The sequence below is a fragment of the Bradyrhizobium uaiense genome (assembly GCF_010811875.1).
GTDB classification, from domain to species: Bacteria; Pseudomonadota; Alphaproteobacteria; order Rhizobiales; family Xanthobacteraceae; genus Bradyrhizobium; species Bradyrhizobium uaiense.
The window spans coordinates 25,753-45,765 of the sequence record NZ_VKHP01000045.1; the positions used below are offsets into that span (position 1 = coordinate 25,753).

Here is a 20,013-nt window from a genome sequence, read left to right on the forward strand (position 1 = left end):
TAGCTTAATCGCGGATGGAACTAAAGGTTCCAATGTGGATTGGAACTCTTTCCCGACTGGCGTAAGCCGTTCGTATTGCTTGGTTGCCAAGACTCTATTGGAACATTGGCCCTCCCGGAGCGTTCCGGCGTTGGCAGGACTTGCGATGGTTAAAAAATCAGATCAGCTCAAACGAGGCATTTTCGAGAGCGAACGCAGGTTCCGGCTGCTGGCCGGAGGGGCGATCGACTATGCGATTTGCACGCTCGGCCCCGATGGGCGGGTGATCCATTGGAACAAGGGCGCCGAGCGCATCACCGGCTATCCGGCCAAGGCAGTTCTCGGCAAGCACTTCTCGGTCTTCTACCCTGAAGAGGATCGCGCATCGGACATTCCCGCGAAGGCACTGCAGCTGGCGCGGAAGGAGAAGCACGCCGCGGCCGAGGGCTGGTGCGTCCGCAAAGACGGATCGCAATTCTTCGCCTCGGTCGTCATCGATCCGATCTACGAGAAGCGCAAGCTGGTCGGCTACGCGATGGTCACCCGCGACGTGACCGAGCGGCGGCAGGCGCGCGCCGATCTCGAGGCCAGCGAAAGCCAGTTCCGACTGCTGGTGAGCAACGTCACGGACTACGCGCTGTACATGCTGACGCCGGCCGGCATCGTCGCCAACTGGAACGCCGGCGGCGAACGCATCAAGGGCTATTCACCGGGCGAAATCATCGGCCAGAGCTTCGCGCGGTTCTATACGCCGGCCGACCAGGCCGCCGGAAAGCCGGCCCGCGCGCTCAAGATCGCGGAAGAGACAGGGCACTATGTGGAGGAAGGCTGGCGGGTCCGCAAGGATGGCTCGTTCTTCTGGGCCAGCGTCGTGATCGATCCGATCCGCGACAGCGACGGCAACCTGGTCGGTTTTGCCAAGATCACGCGGGACATTTCCGAGCGGCGCGAGGCGCAGCAGAAGCTCGAACAGGTGCAGCGACAGCTGGCGGAATCGCAGAAGATGGATGCGCTCGGCCAATTGACCGGCGGCGTCGCGCACGACTTCAACAATCTCCTGATGATCATTTCCGGCAATCTGCACCGGATCAGGCGCGAGGTGACGAGCGAGCGCGGCCGGCTCGCCCTGAGCGCGATCGAAACCGCATCCGAGCGCGCAGCGTCCCTGACCAGTCAACTGCTCACCTTCGCGCGCCGCCAGAGCGTCAACCCGCAGACCGTCGATGTCGCTGAGCGGATCACGGCGGTCCGTGAGGTCCTGAGCAGCGCGCTCGGCGGCGCGATCAGGCTGGACATCGATATTCAGCCGGATCTCTGGCCGGTCTTCGTCGACCCGAACGAGTTTGAGACCGCGCTGATCAACCTCGTCGTCAATGCCCGGGACGCGATGGCCAATGGCGGTACGCTGACTGTCTCGGCCCGAAACGTACCCGCAACCACCGAGGTCGCCGTCGACGTAGTCGATACCGGCGAAGGCATCCCGCAGGATGTGCTGAGCAAGGTCTTCGACCCGTTTTTCACCACCAAACCCGTTGGCAAAGGGACCGGCCTCGGACTGTCCCAGGTCCACGGCTTTGCGCACCAGGCCGACGGCCGGATCGAAATTGCCAGCACGCTCGGCAAGGGCACGAAGGTCAGCATCTACCTCCCGCGCGGGACGGCGGACGCAACGGATACGACCGAAGGTCACAGCGTGCGCGGCTCCGCAACCGTCCTGCTGATCGAGGACAACCCCGCCGTCGCGGATGCCAGCACGGGCCTGCTCGAACAGCTCGGCTACACGGTGCGCTGGGCGTCCAACGCAGAAGTTGCCTTATCGGAAATCGACGCCAACGGGATCGATGTGGTGTTCAGCGACATCGTCATGCCCGGCAAGATGGATGGGCTGAAGTTGGCGCGCGCGATCCGGCACAGGAAGCCAGCGCTGCCAATCCTGCTGACGACAGGCTACAGCGAGAGTGCACGCGACGTGCGATCCGACTTTCCGGTCCTGCGCAAGCCGTACCACATTCACGACCTCAGCCGCGAACTGTCGAAGCTGACCGGGCAACGATCTGAACACGCGTCGAGCGAGATCGATTCCCCAGCAGATGAAGCGCACAGAAAAGCGAGAGCGCGTTCGTAAATTCAAATCGAGGGGCTAACGGTCCGCCGGCCAGGTCCGCCGCACCAATTGCACCCGTTCGATGCGGCTGCATTGTTCGCAGCGGTATTGAAGGATGTCCCTGCCCTCACTGCCCGGAGAGCTGCTCTCAAGCCGCATCGTCCTGACGCAGCTGATGCAGGAGATCAGCGTCAGCAACGGGCTGCGATCGTCATTCATCGATACCCGCGGTGGCGCGGTCGGATCGGCGATCATGGCGCTGGGCGATGCTATAGTGTTGGCTCTCACCACAAGAAAATGCAGATCCTGCGGCTCGGGTTCCCGCCCTGAAACCTGATTTGAGCCCGAGGCGATCTGCTAGCCCGTCCTTCGGCCAACGGGCCGCATCACGCTCTGGCGCTGCTGTGGCCCGGCCTGGGCCTGGCCTTGTCCGGCTTGACAGCCGCAACGGGGCGATCCCCGTAGCCTCGGCTCAGCCGCTCCCGAACCGTCGGAAGATGGTCGCCGCCGCCCGCAGCCTTCCAGCGACCGATCAGCTCGGCCACTTCGGCGCGCATCGCCATCAGCCGGTACGACGCTTCGCTGCAATCGAGGTCGCGGTTGACCTGGTCCCGGATCGACGCCTCGACCAGCGTCATTTCGGCCCGCAAGGTGCTGATCTTCCGACGAATTTCATTGATCTTGTTGTCCATGCCTTGTTAGAACAAAAATAGAACATATTGTCAAGTCACGATCCAGCAAGCGAGGTGAGCGATGGGCATGGCAGCGGTGAGATTTGGCGGGGTTGCGGAACGCTTTGGCGGACTGATGACCCGTGCGCAGGCGTTGCGGTTGAGGAGCCTTGCCGAGGAGGCCTATCAGCCGAACCAGTTCGCGGGTGACCTGACGTCCGAGGAAGCCGAGCGGCGCATCGATGCCCTGAAGGCCGAGATCGCGCTGGCGGATTCTTTCTGACCCCCGTACCCGACCGGGCCGGACAGCCCTTTAAGGCTTTGATATAGCGGCGCAGCTAGTTCTGTTCCTGTTGTTGCTTATTGCCGCTTTGTCTTATTGCTGCTTGGTCCTGGGGGAGCCTTACGTGCTGGAGCTGGAGAAGCGATCGCCGCTTGCGTTCCCGATCACGCTGAAGGACGGCCGAACGCTCGCAACTGTCGGCGATGCGGCGGACTATTTGTCCGCGCTGAACGTGGATCAACGCGAGCGCGGCTACTGGAAGACGGCGATCATGATGTTCAACAACGCCATGCGCGAACCCGGCTATCTGAAGATCGCAACGATGAACATGCGCTCCGCCCTCGTATATGACCGGCTCGTCGACGACGTCGGCACGTGATTGTGGTGCAGCAGCTACAGCCGAATCGGCGGCGGTTTCGTACGGCCTGTTCGTTATGGCCGCAAACAAGGTAACGGCGGTACACGCGACGGCTGGTGCGCAATGCGCTCGGCCGCACTCTCGGGCCGCCTTGGAGGGCCAAGGCGGCCCACTTCTTTTTTCAGAGCAGTTTTGCCCTGACGAACAGCACCCGCAACGCGTTGGTTGCCTGCACCGTCAGCATGGCGTTGCCAGCCGCCAGCTCCAGCGCAGCAACCGCGTCGTCATGCAGTGCGCGGAACTCCATCCATTCGACGGCGCTGAGATTGCTGATGAAGCGATAGGCCTGGCCAACGGTCGCCAGCGTCACGGTCTCGCCGTTGAGCCGCACCTTGAATGTCGCCTTCAGCGGCGTGTCGGATTTTGATACGTCACCCATGGCGCGGTTGTGCTCCGCGCCGCGCTAATGTCAATCTAATTTCTCGGCTCACGCCAGGGCGTGTCGGCTCCACTGAATCGCAATGTCTGTTAGCGTTTCGTGGGGGTGATTCGTGCCTGATCTTGCCAACACAGCCTATCTCGATGCGCTCAATTCCGAGCAGCGCCGCGCCGTCGAGCACGGCGTCGGCCAAGACGGCATTGTCGGCGCGCCGCTGCTGGTGATTGCGGGCGCAGGCTCCGGCAAGACCAACACCCTCGCCCATCGCGTCGCGCATCTGATCGTCGCTGGCGCAGATCCGCGCCGCATCCTGTTGATGACTTTTTCGCGGCGCGCCGCGGCGGAAATGGCCGGCCGCGTCGAGCGCATCGCGCGCCGCGTGCTCGGTGACCGCGCCTCCGTCATGACCGATGCGCTGAACTGGGCCGGCACCTTCCACGGCATCGGCGCGCGGCTGCTCCGCGAATTCGCCGAACGTATCGCGCTCGACCCGGCCTTCACGATCCATGATCGGGAGGATTCCGCCGATCTGATGAACCTGGTCCGCCACGACCTCGGTTTCTCGCGCACCGAAAGCCGGTTCCCCACCAAAGGCACTTGCCTTGCGATCTATTCGCGTTGCGTGAACGCGGAGATGCCGATCGAAGCCGTGCTCGGCCAGTTCTTCCCTTGGTGCTCCGGCTGGGCCGGTGAATTGAAGCAACTGTTCGCGGCCTATGTCGAAGCCAAGCAGCGGCAGAACGTGCTCGATTACGACGACCTCCTGCTCTACTGGGCGCAGATGGTGACCGACATTGCGCTGGCCGAAGAGATCGGCGGCCGCTTCGACCATGTGATGGTCGATGAATATCAGGACACCAACCGCCTGCAGTCCTCCATCCTGCTGGCGCTTAAGCCGGCGGGACGCGGGCTCACCGTGGTCGGCGACGATGCGCAGTCGATCTATTCGTTCCGCGCCGCCACCGTGCGCAACATCCTCGACTTCCCGAGCCAATTCAGCCCGCCCGCCGAGATCGTCACACTCGACCGCAACTACCGCTCGACGCAGCCGATCCTGGCGGCCGCCAATGGCGTGATCTCGCTGGCCAAGGAACGGTTCACCAAGAACCTGTGGACCGACCGGACCTCGACCCGCAAGCCGCTGCTGGTCACGATCCGCGACGAGGCCGATCAAGCCCGTTATATCGTCGAGCAGGTGCTGGCCAATCGGGAGGAAGGCGCGCTGTTGAAGCACCAAGCGGTGCTGTTCCGCACCTCCTCGCACAGCGGACCGCTCGAGGTCGAGCTGACCCGCCGCAACATTCCTTTCGTGAAATTCGGCGGGCTTAAATTCCTCGACGCCGCGCATGTCAAGGACATGCTGGCACTGTTGCGCTTCACCGCCAATCCCCGCGATCGGGTCGCAGGCTTTCGCATCCTGCATCTGTTGCCCGGCGTCGGGCCAGCCTCGGCGCAGCGCGTGCTCGACCACATGACCGAGGCCGCCGATCCGATTGCCGCGCTTGCCGCGCTGCCCGCCCCGCCGCGCGCCGGCGCCGATTGGCGGCTGTTCGTCGAGGCCATCGAGAACCTCCGCTATTCGGAATGGCCGGTCGACATTGAGCGCGCGCGGCTATGGTACGAGCCGCATCTCGATCGCATCCATGAGGACAGCGAGGTCCGCCGCGCCGACCTCATTCAGCTGGAGCAGATCGCTGCCGGCTATCCGTCACGCGAACGCTTCCTCACCGAGCTCACGCTCGATCCGCCTGATGCCACCAGCGACCAGGCCGGTGTGCCGCTGCTCGACGAGGATTACCTGATCCTGTCGACGATCCATTCCGCCAAGGGCCAGGAATGGAAATCGGTTTACGTGCTCAACGTCGTCGACGGCTGCATGCCCTCCGATCTCGGCGCCGGCACATCGGCGGAACTCGAGGAGGAGCGCCGCCTGCTCTATGTCGCCATGACCCGCGCCAAGGACGATCTGCATCTGCTGGTGCCGCAGCGCTTTTTCGTCCACGGCCAGGCCGCCAAGGGCGACCGCCACATGTACGCCTCGCGCACCCGCTTCATCCCGGAACGGTTGCTGCCGATGTTCGAGCGGACCACGTGGCCGCGCGCCGCGGCCGCACAGGCCGCCTCCGCCAGCCGCGCGCCGCCGATCGACATCGGCGCCCGAATGCGCGGGATGTGGCGCTGACGCCGGTCCGAAGGATTTCTGCATGCGGGCGGGAACGAAGCTGCCGGCCCGGCGTTGACGCGGCGTTCGTAATCGGCAAACGACCATCCCAGACGGCTTCGGCGCGGTGTTCCGCGCTGGAGCCGTCTTTTTTGCGCCGCGTCAATTCACGCGGGAAACAGCGTGACGGGCTGGGCGAAGCCCTTCAGCATGTAGTCGGAACCGGCTGCCGTGACCATGTCGCCGGTTCGATCCCGCACGGTTGATGTGACCAGGATCTCGCCCGACTTTGCGATCGCCTGGGCGCGTGCCGCGCGATTGACCACGGTGCCGACCGCGGTCAGGTCGCGATGGGCCTGACCGAACTCACCGAAATTGGTGTCACCGCTATCCATCCCGATTCCGATGCCGAGCTCGATGTCGCCCGCGCCGATCGCCCGCACCAGCGCGTCGTGCCTGTCGTGAAAGCGCCGCTGGATGTCGCGCGCCGCCAGCAAGGCCTGCGCGGCATGGTCGTCGCGCCGCACCGGAAAATTGAAGATCGCGAACACGGCGTCGCCGATCGTCTTGTTGAGAATGCCGTCATAGCGCCAGATCGCGGCGGCGCAGTCGTCGTAAAACGCATCGAGCAGCGAGGTCAGCCCGTCCTGCGCGATGGTCTGTGTCAGTGTGGTGTAGCCGCGCAGATCGGCGAACAGGATGGTGGCGTCGATGGTCACGGCGCGCGCTTTCATGATCTTCGAGAAGGCCATCTCGCAGATCGTGCACACGTTCGGGTTCATGCGGCTCGGCCGGACACCGAACAGGCGGAACGGCGCCGACAAGGGGCCGCGCAGCGGAATCGGCATGTGCAGGTTTTGCCAGCAGCCGAGGCAGATCGTTGCAGGTTCCGGAGTCATCGGCGTATCGCCTGCTGTTGCAGAAACAAAACCCGGGCACCCCTGGTACGGTCGATCATGGGCGTCCCCATCGATTGCTCAGGCGGTCGTCACGAAGCTTAGTCCAATCCGCGTCTTCTTGCTCCAGATCACCTGACACTCGTAGACGACCGAGGCGTCGCGGGCCATCATCAGGCGGAAACGATGCGGGACGAAGGCCGGATTCTCGACCTCGATGGCCGCCCCTTCCGATGATATGTTCACGATCGTGCAGTGCATGACCGAACCACCCGACGAGACATAGCCGGGTTCATTGACCTCGGTTCGCGGATGCCTGCGCTTTTCGTCCACTCAGCCTGCTCCCCAGCTTTGTTCGGGGCAAACGTGGGCGATCGGCATTGCAGGAGTCAACGGCTCCCCCGGCTCACGCCGGGCTTTCGCACCACCATTTGTGCGCAGCAGTAGGCCGAATTGCTTATCGCGTCCGTGCAGATGAGCCCCGCGTCGGCGCGGGCTTGCCGTTCGCGACGGCGCGAGGATAGCCTCACCCGACGAGCGATGCGCTGGCGCGACGCACGCTCCGAACAATAATGAACAGGCGCCATGGGGAGACGCGCCATGTTCGAGATTCTCGATCGCCGGACGACTCTGACCGGCAACCAGATCAAGATCCTTGCGGCGGCCATCATCGGCGATGCGCTGGAATTCTTCGACTACTTCCTGATCGGCTTTGTGCTCGCGTTCCTGATCGGGCCATGGAAGCTCACCTTCGGCCAGTCGGCCACCGTGCTGATGAGCTCCGGTATCGGCGCCATCCTCGGCGCCTATCTCTGGGGCTGGCTCGCCGACCGGGTCGGGCGCCGCATCGTCTTCATCGGCACGGTGCTGAACTTCTCGATCGCGACCGGTCTGCTCTATTTCACCCCCGACAATGGCTGGGTCTATCTGGCGATCCTGCGTTTCTTCGTCGGCACCGGCGTCGGCGGGCTTTATTGTGTCGACCTGCCGCTGGTGCAGGAATTCATGCCCTCGCACAAGCGCGGTTGGGTCGGCGGGCTCGTCACCTGCGTGATCCCGCTCGGCGTCGGCCTCGGCGCAGTGCTGGGAGCGATCATGGGTACCGATCAGTGGCGGCTGCTGTTCGCGATCGGCGTGCTGCCGTCGGTTCTGGTGCTGCTGGTCCGGCTCTGGGTTCCGGAATCGCCGCGCTGGCTGTGCCGCCAAGGACGCTATGACGAAGCCCGCAAGTCGCTCGCCTGGGCCTTGCAGGTGCCGCCGTCCGACCTGCCCTTGCCGAGCGCGGCCGACGCCGGCCCGATCGTCAAGACCAGCTGGTTCGACCTGTTCAAATATCCGCGCAGCCTGGTCGTCTCCTGGCTCGGCAATGCCGGCGCGCAGACCGGCGTCTACGGCATCACGCTGTGGGCGCCGGCGCTGTTCGTGCTGCTCCTGAAGGTTACGCCGCAGGAGGCCGCCAAGATGATGATCCTGCTCAGCATCACCGGCTTCCTTGGCCGGATCTCGTTCTCGTGGTTCTCGGAGCTGCTGGGACGACGTGTCGCCGGCGGCCTGCTCGGCTTCGGCGCCGGCGCGCTGACGATCGTCGCCGGCTATCACTACGACGCGACGCTGTTCGGCATGTCGGCATTCTGGCTGCTGCTTGGGGCCGCCTTCTTCTTCGCCGACGGCGGCTTTGCGATCGTCGGGCCCTATGCCGCGGAGGTCTGGCCGTCGCATCTGCGCACCACGGGCATGGGGTCGGCCTATGGCTTCGGCGGCATCGGCAAGATCATCGGGCCGGTCGGGCTCGCCCTGATCGTCGGCTCGAACAACTACCTCAAGCCGGATGTGCCGCTGACCCAGATCCCGACCGCCTTCGTCTATCTCGGCTGCTGGTTCCTGATGGCGGGTGCCGTCTATTTCTTCTTCGGGATCGAGACCCGCGGCAAGTCGATCGAGCAGATCGACAGGGAGCTCAGCGCGACGGTTGACGTCGCGGCCTCCGCAACCATCCGGCGCGCCTGAGGGAGGCGGACATGAGCGTCACTTCAGCCGATCTTGCAGGCGATCGCGAGGTGATCGCCCGCGCCGAGGCGATCAGGGACGCGGTGGCTGCCGCCTCCACCGAGATCGAGACGACGCGACGCCTGCCGCCCGATCTGCTCGACCGGCTGCACGAGGCGCGGCTGTTCCGCCTGCTGCTGCCGCGTTCGACCGACGGGATCGAGACCGATCCCGTCACCTTCTTCCATGCCATCGAGACCATCGCCAAAGCCGATGCCTCGACGGCCTGGTGCTTGAGCCAGGCCGGCGGCTGTGCGATGTCGGCGGCCTATCTGGACCTGCCGGTCGCTCAGGAGGTGTTTGCCGACCCGCGCGCCGTGCTGGCCTGGGGCCCCGGCCCCAGGGTCAAGGCGATCGAATGCGAGGGCGGCTACTGCGTGACCGGCGTCTGGTCGTTTGCCTCGGGCGGGCGGCACGCCACCTGGCTCGGTGCGCACTGCCCGATCTATGCCGTCGATGGCTCGCCCCGCCGCGACACCAACGGCGAGCAAGTCGAGCGCACCATGCTGGTGCGAACCGAGGACGTCGAATGGACCGACATCTGGAACACGGTCGGGCTGCGCGGCACCGCCAGCGACCAGTTCGCGCTGAACGACTTCTTCGTCCGCGCGGACCGCTCGATCACCCGGGAATTCGACCGCGAGTGCCGTGAGAACGGTCCGCTATACCGGATGAGTAACCACACCTGCTATCAGATCGGATTCGCCGGGGTCGCCTGCGGCATTGCCCGCAGCGCGCTGGACAATTTCGTCGACGTCGCCCGCAACAAGGTGCCGCGCGGCATGGCGAAGACGCTGCGCGACAATGCGGTGGTGCAGTCCGGCCTTGCCCAGGCCGAGGTCAATCTGCGTGCCGCCCGCGCCTTCCTGCTGCAGTCGATGGCCGACATCTGGAAGGATCTGGTCGCAGGCCACAGCATCACGGTCGCGCAGCGCATGACGATCCGGGTGGCCGCGACGCACGCCATCCACAAGGCGCGGGAAGCGGTCGACTTCGCCTACAACACGGCCGGTGCCACCGCGATCTTCGACGGCCATCCGCTGGAACGGCGCTTCCGCGACATCCACACCGTGACCCAGCAATTGCAGGGCCGCTTCAGTCATTTCGAGACCGTCGGCGCCTGGATGCTCGGCGTCGATGCCGACCTGAGCTTCGTCTAGCGCCCGGCGCTCTAACGCGATTTCTCAAGGAGAAGAACCATGCCATTGGGCGGACTACAGCATTTCACCATCGAGCCGCAGGATCTGGAAAAGACCAAGGAGTTCTATTGCGACGTGCTCGGGCTCGAGAACGGCGATCGGCCGCCGCTCGATTTCCCCGGCTACTGGCTTTATTCCGGAGGCCAGGCCACTGTCCATTTAATGGGCACTCGCAAGCCGCGCGACGGCATCGTCGTGCGCGGCACCGAGAAGAAATATGAGGACACCGGCCGCCTCGACCATATTGCCTTTGCCGCCACCGACGTCGAAGGCGTGCGCAAACGCCTGCAGTCGAAGAACGTCACGTTCCGCGAGCAGATCGTGCCGCGCACCGGCGACACCCAGATCTTCCTCTACGATCCCGATGGGGTCGGTGTGGAGCTGAACTTCCCGAAGAGCTGAGCCAGCATCGGCCATTTTTCATTTCGCCAAACTGGTTCCCGACATGGCCCTGACTCGGCCATCACTCGGGCGTGATCCGGTCCGTTTTTCTTCAACATTGAATGACGAATTAACCGGGCCGCGCCGCTGCGGCAGAATAGCCGGGTGCTGCGCCTTTAACCTACCCCAGGGCATGGTGGCCCGGCTATTCGTCCCCACTTCGCCGACGATCGGAACGGAAACGGCTCTAGTCGAGCCCGCGTTCGTGGCTGAGGCGGACCATTTCGTTGATGAAGACTTGTTTCTGCTTGTCGTCCAGGCTCGCAAAGAGCGGCTCGGCTGCGTCGGCAACGCTGCGCTGGTCGCCCGCGCGGTCGTTGAGGAACTGGGCCTCGTTGCGCATCTGCTCGATGATGTCGTCAGGTGGATCGCGTTGCGCCCGCGCGATGCGCAGGTTGAGCCGGTCGGCGCCATTGTGGCCGAGATAGTGCATCGCACTGTTGAAGCCGGCCCAATTCTTCTCCTGCTCCGGCGTCAGATTGAGTTCCTTCTTGATCCGCTCGATGTTGGCGTCGCTGTTGGCGACGATCTGTTCGGCGGTGAGTTGCGGTGCGCCCGCCTGGGTCAGCACGGCCGGTGCCTGCTTGGCGCCCTTGTCCTTGGCGGCGGCCTTGGCCGATTTGGTGGCCTTGGCGCCCTGCTTGTCGCCGGGCGCCGGCGTCTGTGCGTTCTTGCCGCTGCCGGCATTCGGGTTGGCGTTGTTGGCATTGTTGCCGGTGAACACCCCGGTCACACCGGTCACCACCCCAACAACGCCGCCGATCGCTCCGCCAAGAACGCCGCCGACCGGTCCGGCGGCCTTGTTGCCCTCGCGCGCGCCCTTTTCGACGCCCTGCACGATCTGCGCATCGACCAGATGAGGCATGGCGAGCAGCGTGATGGTGGCGGCCCCAACCGCGACGCACAATCTCCATTGCGCTCGCAGCTTCGCTACCGGGATGAGCATGATCGGGTCTCCATGATCGATGGTGGATTGCAGAATTTGAGGCAGGGGTAGGTTCGACGAATCCGGACTTTATCGTTTCCGGCTTCCGCAAGTCTATCGGTCGGGCCGGGCATCAACATGACGGAACACAACTCGGCCGGGGTTGACCGGAGACCTGCGGCTCAACCGCGCACCGTCTGCGAAGGTGTCCGCGCCAAATTTTGCGTGCGTCGCAGCATGAGCGCACGAAGCCTGCAAACGGCCTGCAATCACGATGACGCCGACGACGCTGCCTGCGATTTGACCACAACGTTAGTACTACGTGGCACAAGCATCTCGTTTCTCGACAGCAGCCGGCAATTCTGTTCTGATCGGTGCCAACGAAATCCCGCGACGCCGCGCGAACGCGACGCACAAAACAACAACGGGATGCAAAGTCTTTGTCCGTCGGCTGCCAGGGAGGGATCGCCATGTCACGGAAGAAGCTTTCACGCCGAGAATTCGTTGCAGCGACAGCGCTGTCATCGGCCGCTTTGATTACAGCCCCCTACGTTCGTGGCGCATATGCAGCCGGAAAGCTCTCGATGGGCTTCTGGGATCACTGGGTGCCAGGCGCGAACAGTGCGTCCACCGAGCTCGTCAACGAGTGGGCCGCCAAGGAAAAGGTCGAGGTCCAGATCGACTACATCACCAGCCAGGGCAACAAGAACATCGTCACCATCGCCGCCGAAGCGCAGGCGAAATCCGGTCACGATATTTTCCAGATGCCGACATGGTGGCCACAGGCCAATGCGGAACTGCTCGAGCCCGTCAATGACATCATGGACCCGCTCATCAAGCTGAACGGCGAGGTCAACGGCACGGTGAAGTATCTCGGCCAGGCCGACGGCAAATGGCTCGGCGTTCCCGCCAGCGTCGGCAGCCAGATCAAGGGGCCCTGCTCCCGCATCGACCTGATGAAGAAGCACGCCGGCATCGATGTCCAGGAGATGTATCCGGCCGGAAGCCCGCCGAAGGCTGATAACTGGACCCTCGATACGTTCCTCAAGGCGGCTGAAGCCTGCCACAAGGCCGGCTTCCCGTTCGGCATCGGCCTCGGCGAAACCAGCGACAGTGTCGACACCGCCGGCGCGATCTTCCAGTCGTTCGGTGCGCAGCTGGTCGACGCCAAGGGCGACCTCACCGTCAAGACCGACGCGGTGCGCCAGTCGCTCGAGTTCTACAAGAAGCTGCTCGCCTTCCTGCCGCCCGATGTTGCCGCCTGGGACGATGCCTCCAACAACAAGTGGCTGGTCGCCGGCAAGGGCGCCATGATCATGAATCCGCCGAGCGCTTGGGCGGTCGCCAAGCGCGATGCTCCGCAAATCGCCGAGCAATGTTGGACCCATGGGTTCCCGGCCGGGCCGAAGGGACGCTTCGCCCCCTATTTGCCGTTCTTCTGGTCGATCTGGTCGTTCTCGAAGAACAAGGAGGCGGCCAAGAGCCTGCTGTCCTTCCTGTCGCAACCAGCATCGATCGAGAAGATGGTGGTCGCGAGCGGCGGCTACGACCTGCCGGCCTACGAGAAGCTGACGACGCTGAAGGTCTGGGAGGAGCAAGGGCCGCCGAAGGGCACGCTCTATCACTACCCGAACCCCTACAAGCACCAGACGCTGTCGATTGCCGCCTCGCCTGCGCCGCCCAAGGTCGCCCAGCAGATCTACTTCCAGGCCACCCTGACCAAGATGTGTCTGCGATACTATCAGGGTGAAAGCATGGAAAAGACGCTCGCCTGGGCCGAGGGCGAGTGCGAAGGCTTCATGCGAAGCTGACGAGCGGACGGGTTCGCGCGCGGCCGCCGATCGTGCCGGCCGCGCGGGGTCCCGTCTTCACATCACGGACGCCGAGCCGGCGAGCTGTGCAACCAACCCGCGCGAGGGACCTGCGTTATGGTTGATGTCGCATTTCAATCCAACCGCACAGCTGCAGCCCAGGCGGGGCGACGGCGCGTCGGCCTGCGCAACGCGCTGCGGCGCAAGTCGATGTCCGCGTTCCTGATGACGCTGCCGTTGATCCTCCTGATCGCCGTGCTGGTGATCTATCCGGCCCTCTACTCGGTGCACCTCGCGACGCTGAATAAGGCGATGACGAAGTTCGTCGGCTTCGGCAATTTCGAGTTTCTATTCAAGCGCGACACCTTCTGGCTGGTGGTCAAGCAATCCTGCATTTTCGCGATCTCGGCGGTGATCTTCAAAGCCCTGATCGGCTTCATCGTCGCGCATTTCGTGCACAATGTGCCCGCCAACAAGCAACGCAAATGGCGCGGCATGCTGCTCGTGCCATGGGTGATCCCGCCGGCCATGAGCACGCTGGCCTGGTTGTGGCTGTTCGACCCCTCCTACAGCGCCTTCAACTACACGCTGTCGTTCTTCGGCATCGGACCGATCCCGTGGACCGGCGACGCGATGTGGGCGCGTTTCTCGGTGATCCTGGTCAACGTCTGGTACGGCGCGCCGTTCTTCATGATCATGTATCTGGCAGCCTTGAAATCGGTGCCCGAGCAGCTCTATGAGGCGGCCGCGATCGACGGCGCCAATTGGTGGCAGCGCATCTGGTATGTGACGCTGCCGATGATGCGCAACATCATCGCGATCACCACGCTGTTCTCGCTGATCGTCACTTTCGCCAATTTCGACATCGTGCGCATCCTCACTGCGGGCGGGCCGCTCGACCACACCCACATCTTCGCGACATGGGCGTTCCGTGTCGGCATCGAGGGCAGCGATATTCCACTCGGCGCCAGCGTCTCGCTGTTCATGGTGCCGATCCTCGCGGTCGCGGCGATCTTCATCCTGCGCGACATCACCAAACGCGGGAACGAATCCTGATGAGCACGATGACGATCGACAAGTCCGGGCCGACCCGCAAGGTCAAATACGGCAGCATGAGCCGCGACCGGACCTGGGCATTGCGCTGGTCCTATTTCTTCCTGACGCTGTTTGCGATTTTCTCGCTGACGCCGCCATTCTACATGTTGATCACGTCGCTGAAGGGCAGCGCGGAGATTTCGGCGGCGACCAATCCGTGGTGGGTGCACCAACCCACCCTCGAGAATTACATCCAGCTCCTGACGTCGAACCAGTTCCTGCGCTTCTTCTGGAATTCGGCCTGGGTCTCGATCATCGTGGTCACCGTCACGATGCTGATCAGCGTGCCGGCAGCCTTTGCGCTGGCGCGGATGAAGTTCTGGGGTTCGGCGACGCTCGCAACCGGCGTATTCCTCACCTATCTCATTCCGGACAGCCTGCTGTTCATTCCGCTGTTCAAGATGTTCGCGGTGTTCGGCGACCTGACCGGCATCCAGCTCGTCAATCGCTGGTACGTGCTGCTGTTCATCTATCCGACGCTGACGGTGCCGTTCTGCACCTGGATCATGATCGGCTATTTCGCCTCGATCCCGAAGGAGCTCGACGAGGCCGCGATCATCGACGGCGCGAGCTGGTTCCAGACGCTGACCCGGATCTTCATCCCGGTCGCATTGCCCGGCCTGATCGCGGCGACGATCTTCGCCTTCACCGTCTCTTGGGCCCAGTTCCTCTATCCGCTGGTGTTCACGACCTCGACCGACCAGCTCGTGCTGCCGGTCGGCATCATCACGACCCTGATCAAGGGTGATGTCTTCAACTGGGGACAGATCATGACTGGCGCCCTGCTCGGCGCCGCGCCGCCCCTGATCATCTACGCCTTCCTGATGGACTACTACATTGCCGGCCTGACCGCCGGTGCGACAAAAGGTTGAACGCGACAAAGGTAGGATTCATGGCCGACGTGAGTTTGCGCAAGGTGGTGAAGCGTTACGACGAGGTCGAGGCGGTGCGCGGCATCGACCTCGATATCGCCGACCATGAGTTCGTGGTGCTGGTCGGGCCGAGCGGCTGCGGCAAGTCGACGACGCTGCGGATGATCGCCGGCCTCGAAGACATTTCCGACGGCGACATCATGATCGGCGGCGACGTCGTCAACGACGTGCCGCCGAAAGACCGCGACATCGCGATGGTGTTCCAGAACTATGCGCTGTATCCGCACATGACCGTCGCGGAGAACATGTCGTTCGGGCTGCGGCTGAAGAACTATCCCAAGGCAGAGATCAAGAGCCGGGTGACCGAAGCCGCCCGCATGCTCGATATCACCGACCTGATCGACCGCAAGCCGAAGCAGCTCTCCGGCGGCCAGCGCCAGCGCGTCGCGATGGGCCGCGCAATCGTGCGCAATCCGAAGGTGTTCCTGTTCGACGAGCCGCTGTCCAACCTCGATGCCAAGCTGCGCGTGCAGATGCGGATCGAGATCAAGAAGGTGCACCAGAAAGTCCGCACCACGACAGTCTACGTCACCCACGATCAGGTCGAGGCGATGACGCTGGCCGACCGCGTGGTGGTGATGAACCACGGCAGGATTGAGCAGATCGGTACGCCCAACGAGCTCTATCACAAGCCGGCGACCAAGTTCGTCGCGAGCTTCATCGGCTCGCCGGCGATGAATTTCGTACCCTGCCGGCTCGAGGACGCCGCAGGCAAGCTCAACGTGCGGCTGACGGATCGCCTCGCCTTCACGCTGCCGCCGGCACGCGCCGCCCGCTACCAGGCACTCTCCCGCACCGACAAGCTTCTGCTGGGCATCCGGCCCGAGCATGTCATGGAGGCGCGGCCGCATGCTGAGCCCGGCGTCGAGCCGTTCGATGCGATGCTCGACGTCACCGAGCCGATGGGCATGGAGACCCTGGTCTATTTCACGCTCGAGGGCAGCCAGGTCTGCGGTCGGGTCAGTCCCAACGCCGGCGCGCAGGATGGCAGCCCGCTCCGATTGGCAGTGGACCTCAACAATATGCATTTGCTAAACGAGGTGACCGGCGCCGTCCTTTGACGGCGCACAAGAAACCTCAAGGGCAGGAAATGGCCACCAACAAGAAGAAGATCTTCATCACCCAGACTCTGTCTCCGGGGGCGCGGGTGCTCCTCAACGAGCGGGACGACGTAGAACTCATCGAATTTCCCAACCTGATCTCGGCCAAGGATTTTCAGGTCATGCTCGAACAGCATGCGCCGGTCCATGGCGTCGCGCTCGGTGCGACCCGCTTCGGCGAAGCTGAGCTTGAGGCCTCCAAGGGCATGTTGGTGGTGACCCGGATCGGCGTCGGTTACGACGCCGTCGACGTTCCGGCACTGTCCCGCCGCAAGGTGCCGCTGATGGTCGCAGGCACCGCGAACTCGCCGTCGGTCGCCGAACAAGCCCTGTTCATGATGCTGACGCTGGCCAAGCGCGCGCAGGAAATGCACGCGGTGGTCAAGGACGGCACCTGGGCGAGCCGGCTCGGTGTGCTGCCGTTCGATCTCTACGGCAAGACCGTCCTGATCGTGGGCTTCGGCCGCATCGGCACCCGCACCGCCAAGCGCTGCCTTGCGATGGAAATGAATGTGTTGGTGTACGACCCCTACAAGCCCGCCAGCGAGATCACCGCGGCCGGCTGTGAGGCCGTGCCGAGCTTGGAGGCGGCGCTGCCGCGGGCGGATTTCGTCACGATCCATTGCCCGAAGAATCCCGAAACGGTCGGCCTGTTCAACGCGGCGCGGATCAGGCTGATGAAGCCGACCGCCTATCTCATCAACACCGCGCGTGGCGGCATCGTCGACGAGAACGCGCTGCACGACGCGCTGGTGTCGGGCAAGCTCGCCGGCGCCGGCCTCGACGTGTTCGAGGTCGAACCGCCGCCGGTCGGCCAGCCGTTGCACGCCCTGCCCAACGTGATCATGGCCCCGCATGTTGCGGGCGTGACGGTCGAGGCGGTCGATCGCATGAGCGAGCAGACCGCGCGCAATATCCTGAGCGTGCTGGACGGCAATCCGCTGCGCCAGAATGTGATCAACCAGGACGTCCTCGGCTGAGCTTTCAGCCGTCCTCAATTGCGCCGTGGCCGACACCCCAAGATCGGCCCCGGCGATGCGGAGCATGCACATGGCTTTCAAGGAATTCGGCAACTATGACGCGGTCGGACTTGCGGAGCTCGTCCGCAAGAAGGACGTGACGCCAAAGGAGCTGCTCGAGGAGGCGATCGCGCGCACTGCCGCGGTCGATCCGAAGATCAACGCCGTCGTCGTCAAGCATTACGATTACGCCGAGCGTCAGATCGCCAAGGGGTTGCCCGACGGTCCGTTGACCGGCGTGCCGTTCCTGCTGAAGGACCTCGATCTGCTCGAAGGCACCCGCACCACGTCGGGCGCCAGCCTGCTGAAGGACTTCGTCGCCGACCACAACGGCACGCTGGCCCAGCGCTTTCTCGATGCCGGCCTTGCGATCTTCGGCAAGAGCGCAAGCCCGGAATTCGGCCTGATGCCGACGACGGAATCCCGTCTGTTCGGCCCGACCCGCAATCCCTGGAATCTCGAACATTCCTCCGGCGGCTCGTCCGGCGGCGCGGGTGCCGCGGTCGCAGCGCGCATCCTGCCCGTCGCGCACGCCAGCGACGGCGGCGGCTCGATCCGGATCCCCGCCTCCGCCTCCGGCGTGTTCGGCATGAAGCCGACGCGTGCCCGCAACCCCTGCGGTCCCGACCGCGGCGAAGGCTGGGGCGGTTTCTCTGTCGGCCACGTGCTCAGCATCAGCGTCCGCGATAGTGCGGTCATGATGGACGCGATCCATGGGCCTGAGCCGTCGAGCCTCTACGTCGCGCCCGCGCCGGAGCGGCCGTTTTCCCAGGAGGTCGGCCGCGATCCCGGCCATCTGCGCATCAGCTTCACCGACAAGTCGCCGTATGGCGACGCGATTGATCCCGAGATCGCCGCGGCGGTCCGTGACATTGCCAAGCTGCTGGCGGGCCTCGGCCATCATGTCGAGGAGCGCGCGCCGCCGCTTGCGGCCGATCCCGCAGCAACCATGACGACGATCGTCGGCGGCAACACGGCGCTGACGGTGCGGCTGCTCGAGCAGCGCGTCGGGCGCAGACTGACCTCCGACGACGTCGAGCGCCTGACGCTGGCGAGCGCGGAGAATTCGGTGAAGATGACACCGGCGGATTACGTCGCCGCGCAGCTGGCGGCATTCCAGATCTCGCGCGGGCTCGCGACGTTCTTCGAAGGTTGCGACATCTTCCTCAGCCCGACGCTGTGCGCGCCGCCGCTCCGCCTCGGCGAGCTGAACACGATGTCAGAGGACCTGACCCACATTGCGCCTGTCCTGCGTCGCTACATGCCGGGCACCTCGATGTTCAACATGTCCGGCCAACCGGCGATGTCGGTGCCGCTCGCCTGGAACAAGGCCGGATTGCCGCTCGGCATGATGTTCGCCGCCAAGCTCGGCGAGGAAGGGCTGCTGTTCCGCCTCGCCGGCCAGCTCGAGCAGGTCCGCCCCTGGAAGGACCGGCGTCCGCCGGTCTGCGCTTAGGCTGCGCCGGAGCAGAAGCGCCGGGCTGACAAAGGGTAGTCAGATCAGGTAGATAGAAAGGGCGTCGGCGCGATTCCGCTGGCGTCGTGCCTGGGAGACCGAACCGTGAGTGATCCGACCGACAATGCGCTCGCTGCGATTGCGAGCATTCTCGATCAGACGACGACACCTCCCGAGACGGCCAAATCGGCCGACAAGTCGTCCGACAAGACGGCGGACAAGGCAGCCGAGCCCGCTCAGGAGCCGCCGGCCTCCATTGCAATGCCACCGCCTCTGCCCACTTCCATCACGGTCGCTGCTGTCGAGGCGGTTTCCGTTGAGGCCGAACCGACGGCGATCGAGCCGCCGCCGCTCGAACAGGCCGAGCCGGAGATCGAACAGGCCGAGCTCAACGAGCCGGAGCTGGAAGCGGTCGAACCGGAAGTGGACGAACCGGAGCCGAGCGAGCCGGAGCCGATCCAGCCGCCCCAACCGATCGAGGCCAACGGCTATTCAAAGTCCGGCCCGGGTCCGATGGCCGCGCTGCGCTTCCGCTGGACGGTGCGCGAGGACGGCGCCGAATACTTCGTCGACGAGACCGTCGGTGAAGGGTCGACCCCGCTGGTCAACGGCCCGATGGACAGGGACGCCGCAATCAAATTCGTCGACGATCGCGAAGCGGAAGCGCGGCGGCGCTTCGAGCAGTTCAGGCACGAGATCATCAGCCGCACCGCGACCGCCCTTCAGGCGAGCAAGGACCGCAACGAGGCCTAATCCTGCGGCTGCCGCGGCGGTCCGAGGAAGTCCTTCTTCGCGAGATCGACGCCGGCATGACGCAGGATGTCGTAGGCCGTTGCGACGTGAAAGAAGAACTGCGGGACGCTGAAGGTCAGGATCAGGGACTTGCCCGTGAACAGCCTGGTCGCTCCGGAACGTGAATGTGACGTCCCTGTCGGCGGCAGCGTCGATCACCTCCCGCGGCAGGCTCTGCGCGAAATCAATCGTGGCCGCAATCCGGCGACTTGTCGGTGTAGCTGATGCGCCGATGGCCGGGATCGCGGCCGACCTCCTGGGAAAACGGCCGCTCCGGCGCGGGCGCGCCGTATAGGCTCGACGGCT

21 protein-coding genes are annotated in these 20,013 nt (G+C 64.3%); 14 read left to right on the plus strand and 7 right to left on the minus strand.

All coding sequences use genetic code 11. The features are described from left to right. Positions 1–145 precede the first annotated feature (145 nt). On the plus strand, positions 146–2,104 hold the full coding sequence (locus FNJ47_RS13745; protein ID WP_163153837.1) for a PAS domain S-box protein: 1,959 nt from the start codon (positions 146–148) through the stop codon (positions 2,102–2,104). 15 nt (positions 2,105–2,119) lie between these two features. On the opposite strand, the gene FNJ47_RS13750 is transcribed toward FNJ47_RS13745, so the two are convergent. Both FNJ47_RS13750 and FNJ47_RS13755 read right to left on the minus strand, forming a co-directional pair. After that, positions 2,120–2,338: a hypothetical protein gene (locus FNJ47_RS13750; protein WP_163153839.1), complete on the minus strand. Its 219-nt coding sequence runs from the start codon at positions 2,336–2,338 to the stop codon at positions 2,120–2,122. 131 nt (positions 2,339–2,469) lie between these two features. Further along, positions 2,470–2,775 carry a hypothetical protein gene (locus FNJ47_RS13755; RefSeq protein ID WP_163153802.1) on the minus strand — a complete coding sequence of 102 codons (306 nt, stop codon included), beginning with the start codon at positions 2,773–2,775 and terminating at the stop codon, positions 2,470–2,472. Positions 2,776–2,842: 67 nt separating this feature from the next. On the opposite strand from FNJ47_RS13755, the gene FNJ47_RS13760 reads away from it, so the two are divergent. Together FNJ47_RS13760 and FNJ47_RS13765 are read left to right on the plus strand one after the other, a co-directional pair. Continuing rightward, positions 2,843–3,037, plus strand: a complete 195-nt coding sequence (locus tag FNJ47_RS13760; RefSeq protein WP_229186532.1) for a DUF3072 domain-containing protein — start codon at positions 2,843–2,845, stop codon at positions 3,035–3,037. Between the two features lie 124 nt (positions 3,038–3,161). After that, positions 3,162–3,416, plus strand: a complete 255-nt coding sequence (locus tag FNJ47_RS13765; RefSeq protein WP_163153841.1) for a hypothetical protein — start codon at positions 3,162–3,164, stop codon at positions 3,414–3,416. A 160-nt stretch (positions 3,417–3,576) separates the two neighbouring features. On the opposite strand, the gene FNJ47_RS13770 is transcribed toward FNJ47_RS13765, so the two are convergent. Continuing rightward, a complete protein-coding gene (locus FNJ47_RS13770; protein ID WP_163153843.1) occupies positions 3,577–3,834 on the minus strand; it encodes a hypothetical protein in 258 nt (85 codons plus the stop codon). A gap of 112 nt (positions 3,835–3,946) precedes the next feature. Here FNJ47_RS13770 and FNJ47_RS13775 point away from each other — a divergent pair, with 112 nt between their 5' ends. Further along, the gene (locus FNJ47_RS13775; protein ID WP_163153845.1) at positions 3,947–6,016 is read left to right on the plus strand and encodes a UvrD-helicase domain-containing protein; all 2,070 of its coding nucleotides are present in this window, start codon (positions 3,947–3,949) and stop codon (positions 6,014–6,016) included. Positions 6,017–6,162: 146 nt separating this feature from the next. On the opposite strand, the gene FNJ47_RS13780 is transcribed toward FNJ47_RS13775, so the two are convergent. Both FNJ47_RS13780 and FNJ47_RS13785 read right to left on the minus strand, forming a co-directional pair. Beyond that, positions 6,163–6,894, minus strand: coding sequence for an adenylate/guanylate cyclase domain-containing protein (locus FNJ47_RS13780; RefSeq protein ID WP_163153847.1), 732 nt, complete (start codon positions 6,892–6,894; stop codon positions 6,163–6,165). Between the two features lie 78 nt (positions 6,895–6,972). Beyond that, positions 6,973–7,224 (minus strand): PilZ domain-containing protein, encoded by a 252-nt coding sequence (locus FNJ47_RS13785; protein ID WP_163153849.1) that lies wholly within the window; start codon positions 7,222–7,224, stop codon positions 6,973–6,975. A gap of 267 nt (positions 7,225–7,491) precedes the next feature. On the opposite strand from FNJ47_RS13785, the gene FNJ47_RS13790 reads away from it, so the two are divergent. From FNJ47_RS13790 to FNJ47_RS13800, 3 genes are read left to right on the plus strand one after another with little or no spacing between them, the layout of a single operon-like run. Beyond that, a complete protein-coding gene (locus tag FNJ47_RS13790) occupies positions 7,492–8,898 on the plus strand; it encodes an MFS transporter (protein WP_163153851.1) in 1,407 nt (468 codons plus the stop codon). Between the two features lie 11 nt (positions 8,899–8,909). Further along, the gene (locus FNJ47_RS13795) at positions 8,910–10,097 is read left to right on the plus strand and encodes an acyl-CoA dehydrogenase family protein (RefSeq protein WP_163153853.1); all 1,188 of its coding nucleotides are present in this window, start codon (positions 8,910–8,912) and stop codon (positions 10,095–10,097) included. A gap of 39 nt (positions 10,098–10,136) precedes the next feature. Continuing rightward, complete coding sequence (locus FNJ47_RS13800; protein ID WP_163153854.1) at positions 10,137–10,538, plus strand: VOC family protein; 402 nt, start codon at positions 10,137–10,139, stop codon at positions 10,536–10,538. A gap of 226 nt (positions 10,539–10,764) precedes the next feature. Here FNJ47_RS13800 and FNJ47_RS13805 read toward each other — a convergent pair whose 3' ends face one another. Continuing rightward, positions 10,765–11,523, minus strand: a complete 759-nt coding sequence (locus FNJ47_RS13805; RefSeq protein ID WP_430649377.1) for a Spy/CpxP family protein refolding chaperone — start codon at positions 11,521–11,523, stop codon at positions 10,765–10,767. A gap of 449 nt (positions 11,524–11,972) precedes the next feature. Between FNJ47_RS13805 and FNJ47_RS13810 the strand changes: the two genes are divergently transcribed. The 7 genes from FNJ47_RS13810 to FNJ47_RS51190 all read left to right on the plus strand — a co-directional run bounded on the left by FNJ47_RS13810 (position 11,973) and on the right by FNJ47_RS51190 (position 19,668). Beyond that, positions 11,973–13,313, plus strand: a complete 1,341-nt coding sequence (locus FNJ47_RS13810) for an ABC transporter substrate-binding protein (protein WP_163153856.1) — start codon at positions 11,973–11,975, stop codon at positions 13,311–13,313. 117 nt (positions 13,314–13,430) lie between these two features. After that, positions 13,431–14,369 (plus strand): carbohydrate ABC transporter permease, encoded by a 939-nt coding sequence (locus tag FNJ47_RS13815; RefSeq protein ID WP_163153858.1) that lies wholly within the window; start codon positions 13,431–13,433, stop codon positions 14,367–14,369. Continuing rightward, positions 14,369–15,280 carry a carbohydrate ABC transporter permease gene (locus FNJ47_RS13820; protein WP_163153860.1) on the plus strand — a complete coding sequence of 304 codons (912 nt, stop codon included), beginning with the start codon at positions 14,369–14,371 and terminating at the stop codon, positions 15,278–15,280. Before FNJ47_RS13815 ends, FNJ47_RS13820 begins: the two co-directional genes overlap by 1 nt. Positions 15,281–15,300: 20 nt before the next feature. Further along, positions 15,301–16,401: an ABC transporter ATP-binding protein gene (locus FNJ47_RS13825; RefSeq protein WP_163153862.1), complete on the plus strand. Its 1,101-nt coding sequence runs from the start codon at positions 15,301–15,303 to the stop codon at positions 16,399–16,401. 29 nt (positions 16,402–16,430) lie between these two features. Next, positions 16,431–17,420 (plus strand): hydroxyacid dehydrogenase, encoded by a 990-nt coding sequence (locus FNJ47_RS13830; protein ID WP_163153864.1) that lies wholly within the window; start codon positions 16,431–16,433, stop codon positions 17,418–17,420. Between the two features lie 70 nt (positions 17,421–17,490). After that, entirely contained in the window at positions 17,491–18,915 is a 1,425-nt protein-coding gene (locus tag FNJ47_RS13835) for an amidase (RefSeq protein ID WP_163153866.1), read from the plus strand. 105 nt (positions 18,916–19,020) lie between these two features. Continuing rightward, positions 19,021–19,668, plus strand: coding sequence for a hypothetical protein (locus FNJ47_RS51190; protein ID WP_235999870.1), 648 nt, complete (start codon positions 19,021–19,023; stop codon positions 19,666–19,668). Here the strand turns inward: FNJ47_RS51190 and FNJ47_RS50500 are convergent. Continuing rightward, positions 19,665–19,856, minus strand: a complete 192-nt coding sequence (locus tag FNJ47_RS50500) for a DUF1993 family protein (protein ID WP_163153880.1) — start codon at positions 19,854–19,856, stop codon at positions 19,665–19,667. The two genes, FNJ47_RS51190 and FNJ47_RS50500, sit on opposite strands and share 4 nt — an antisense overlap. Positions 19,857–20,013 lie beyond the last annotated feature (157 nt).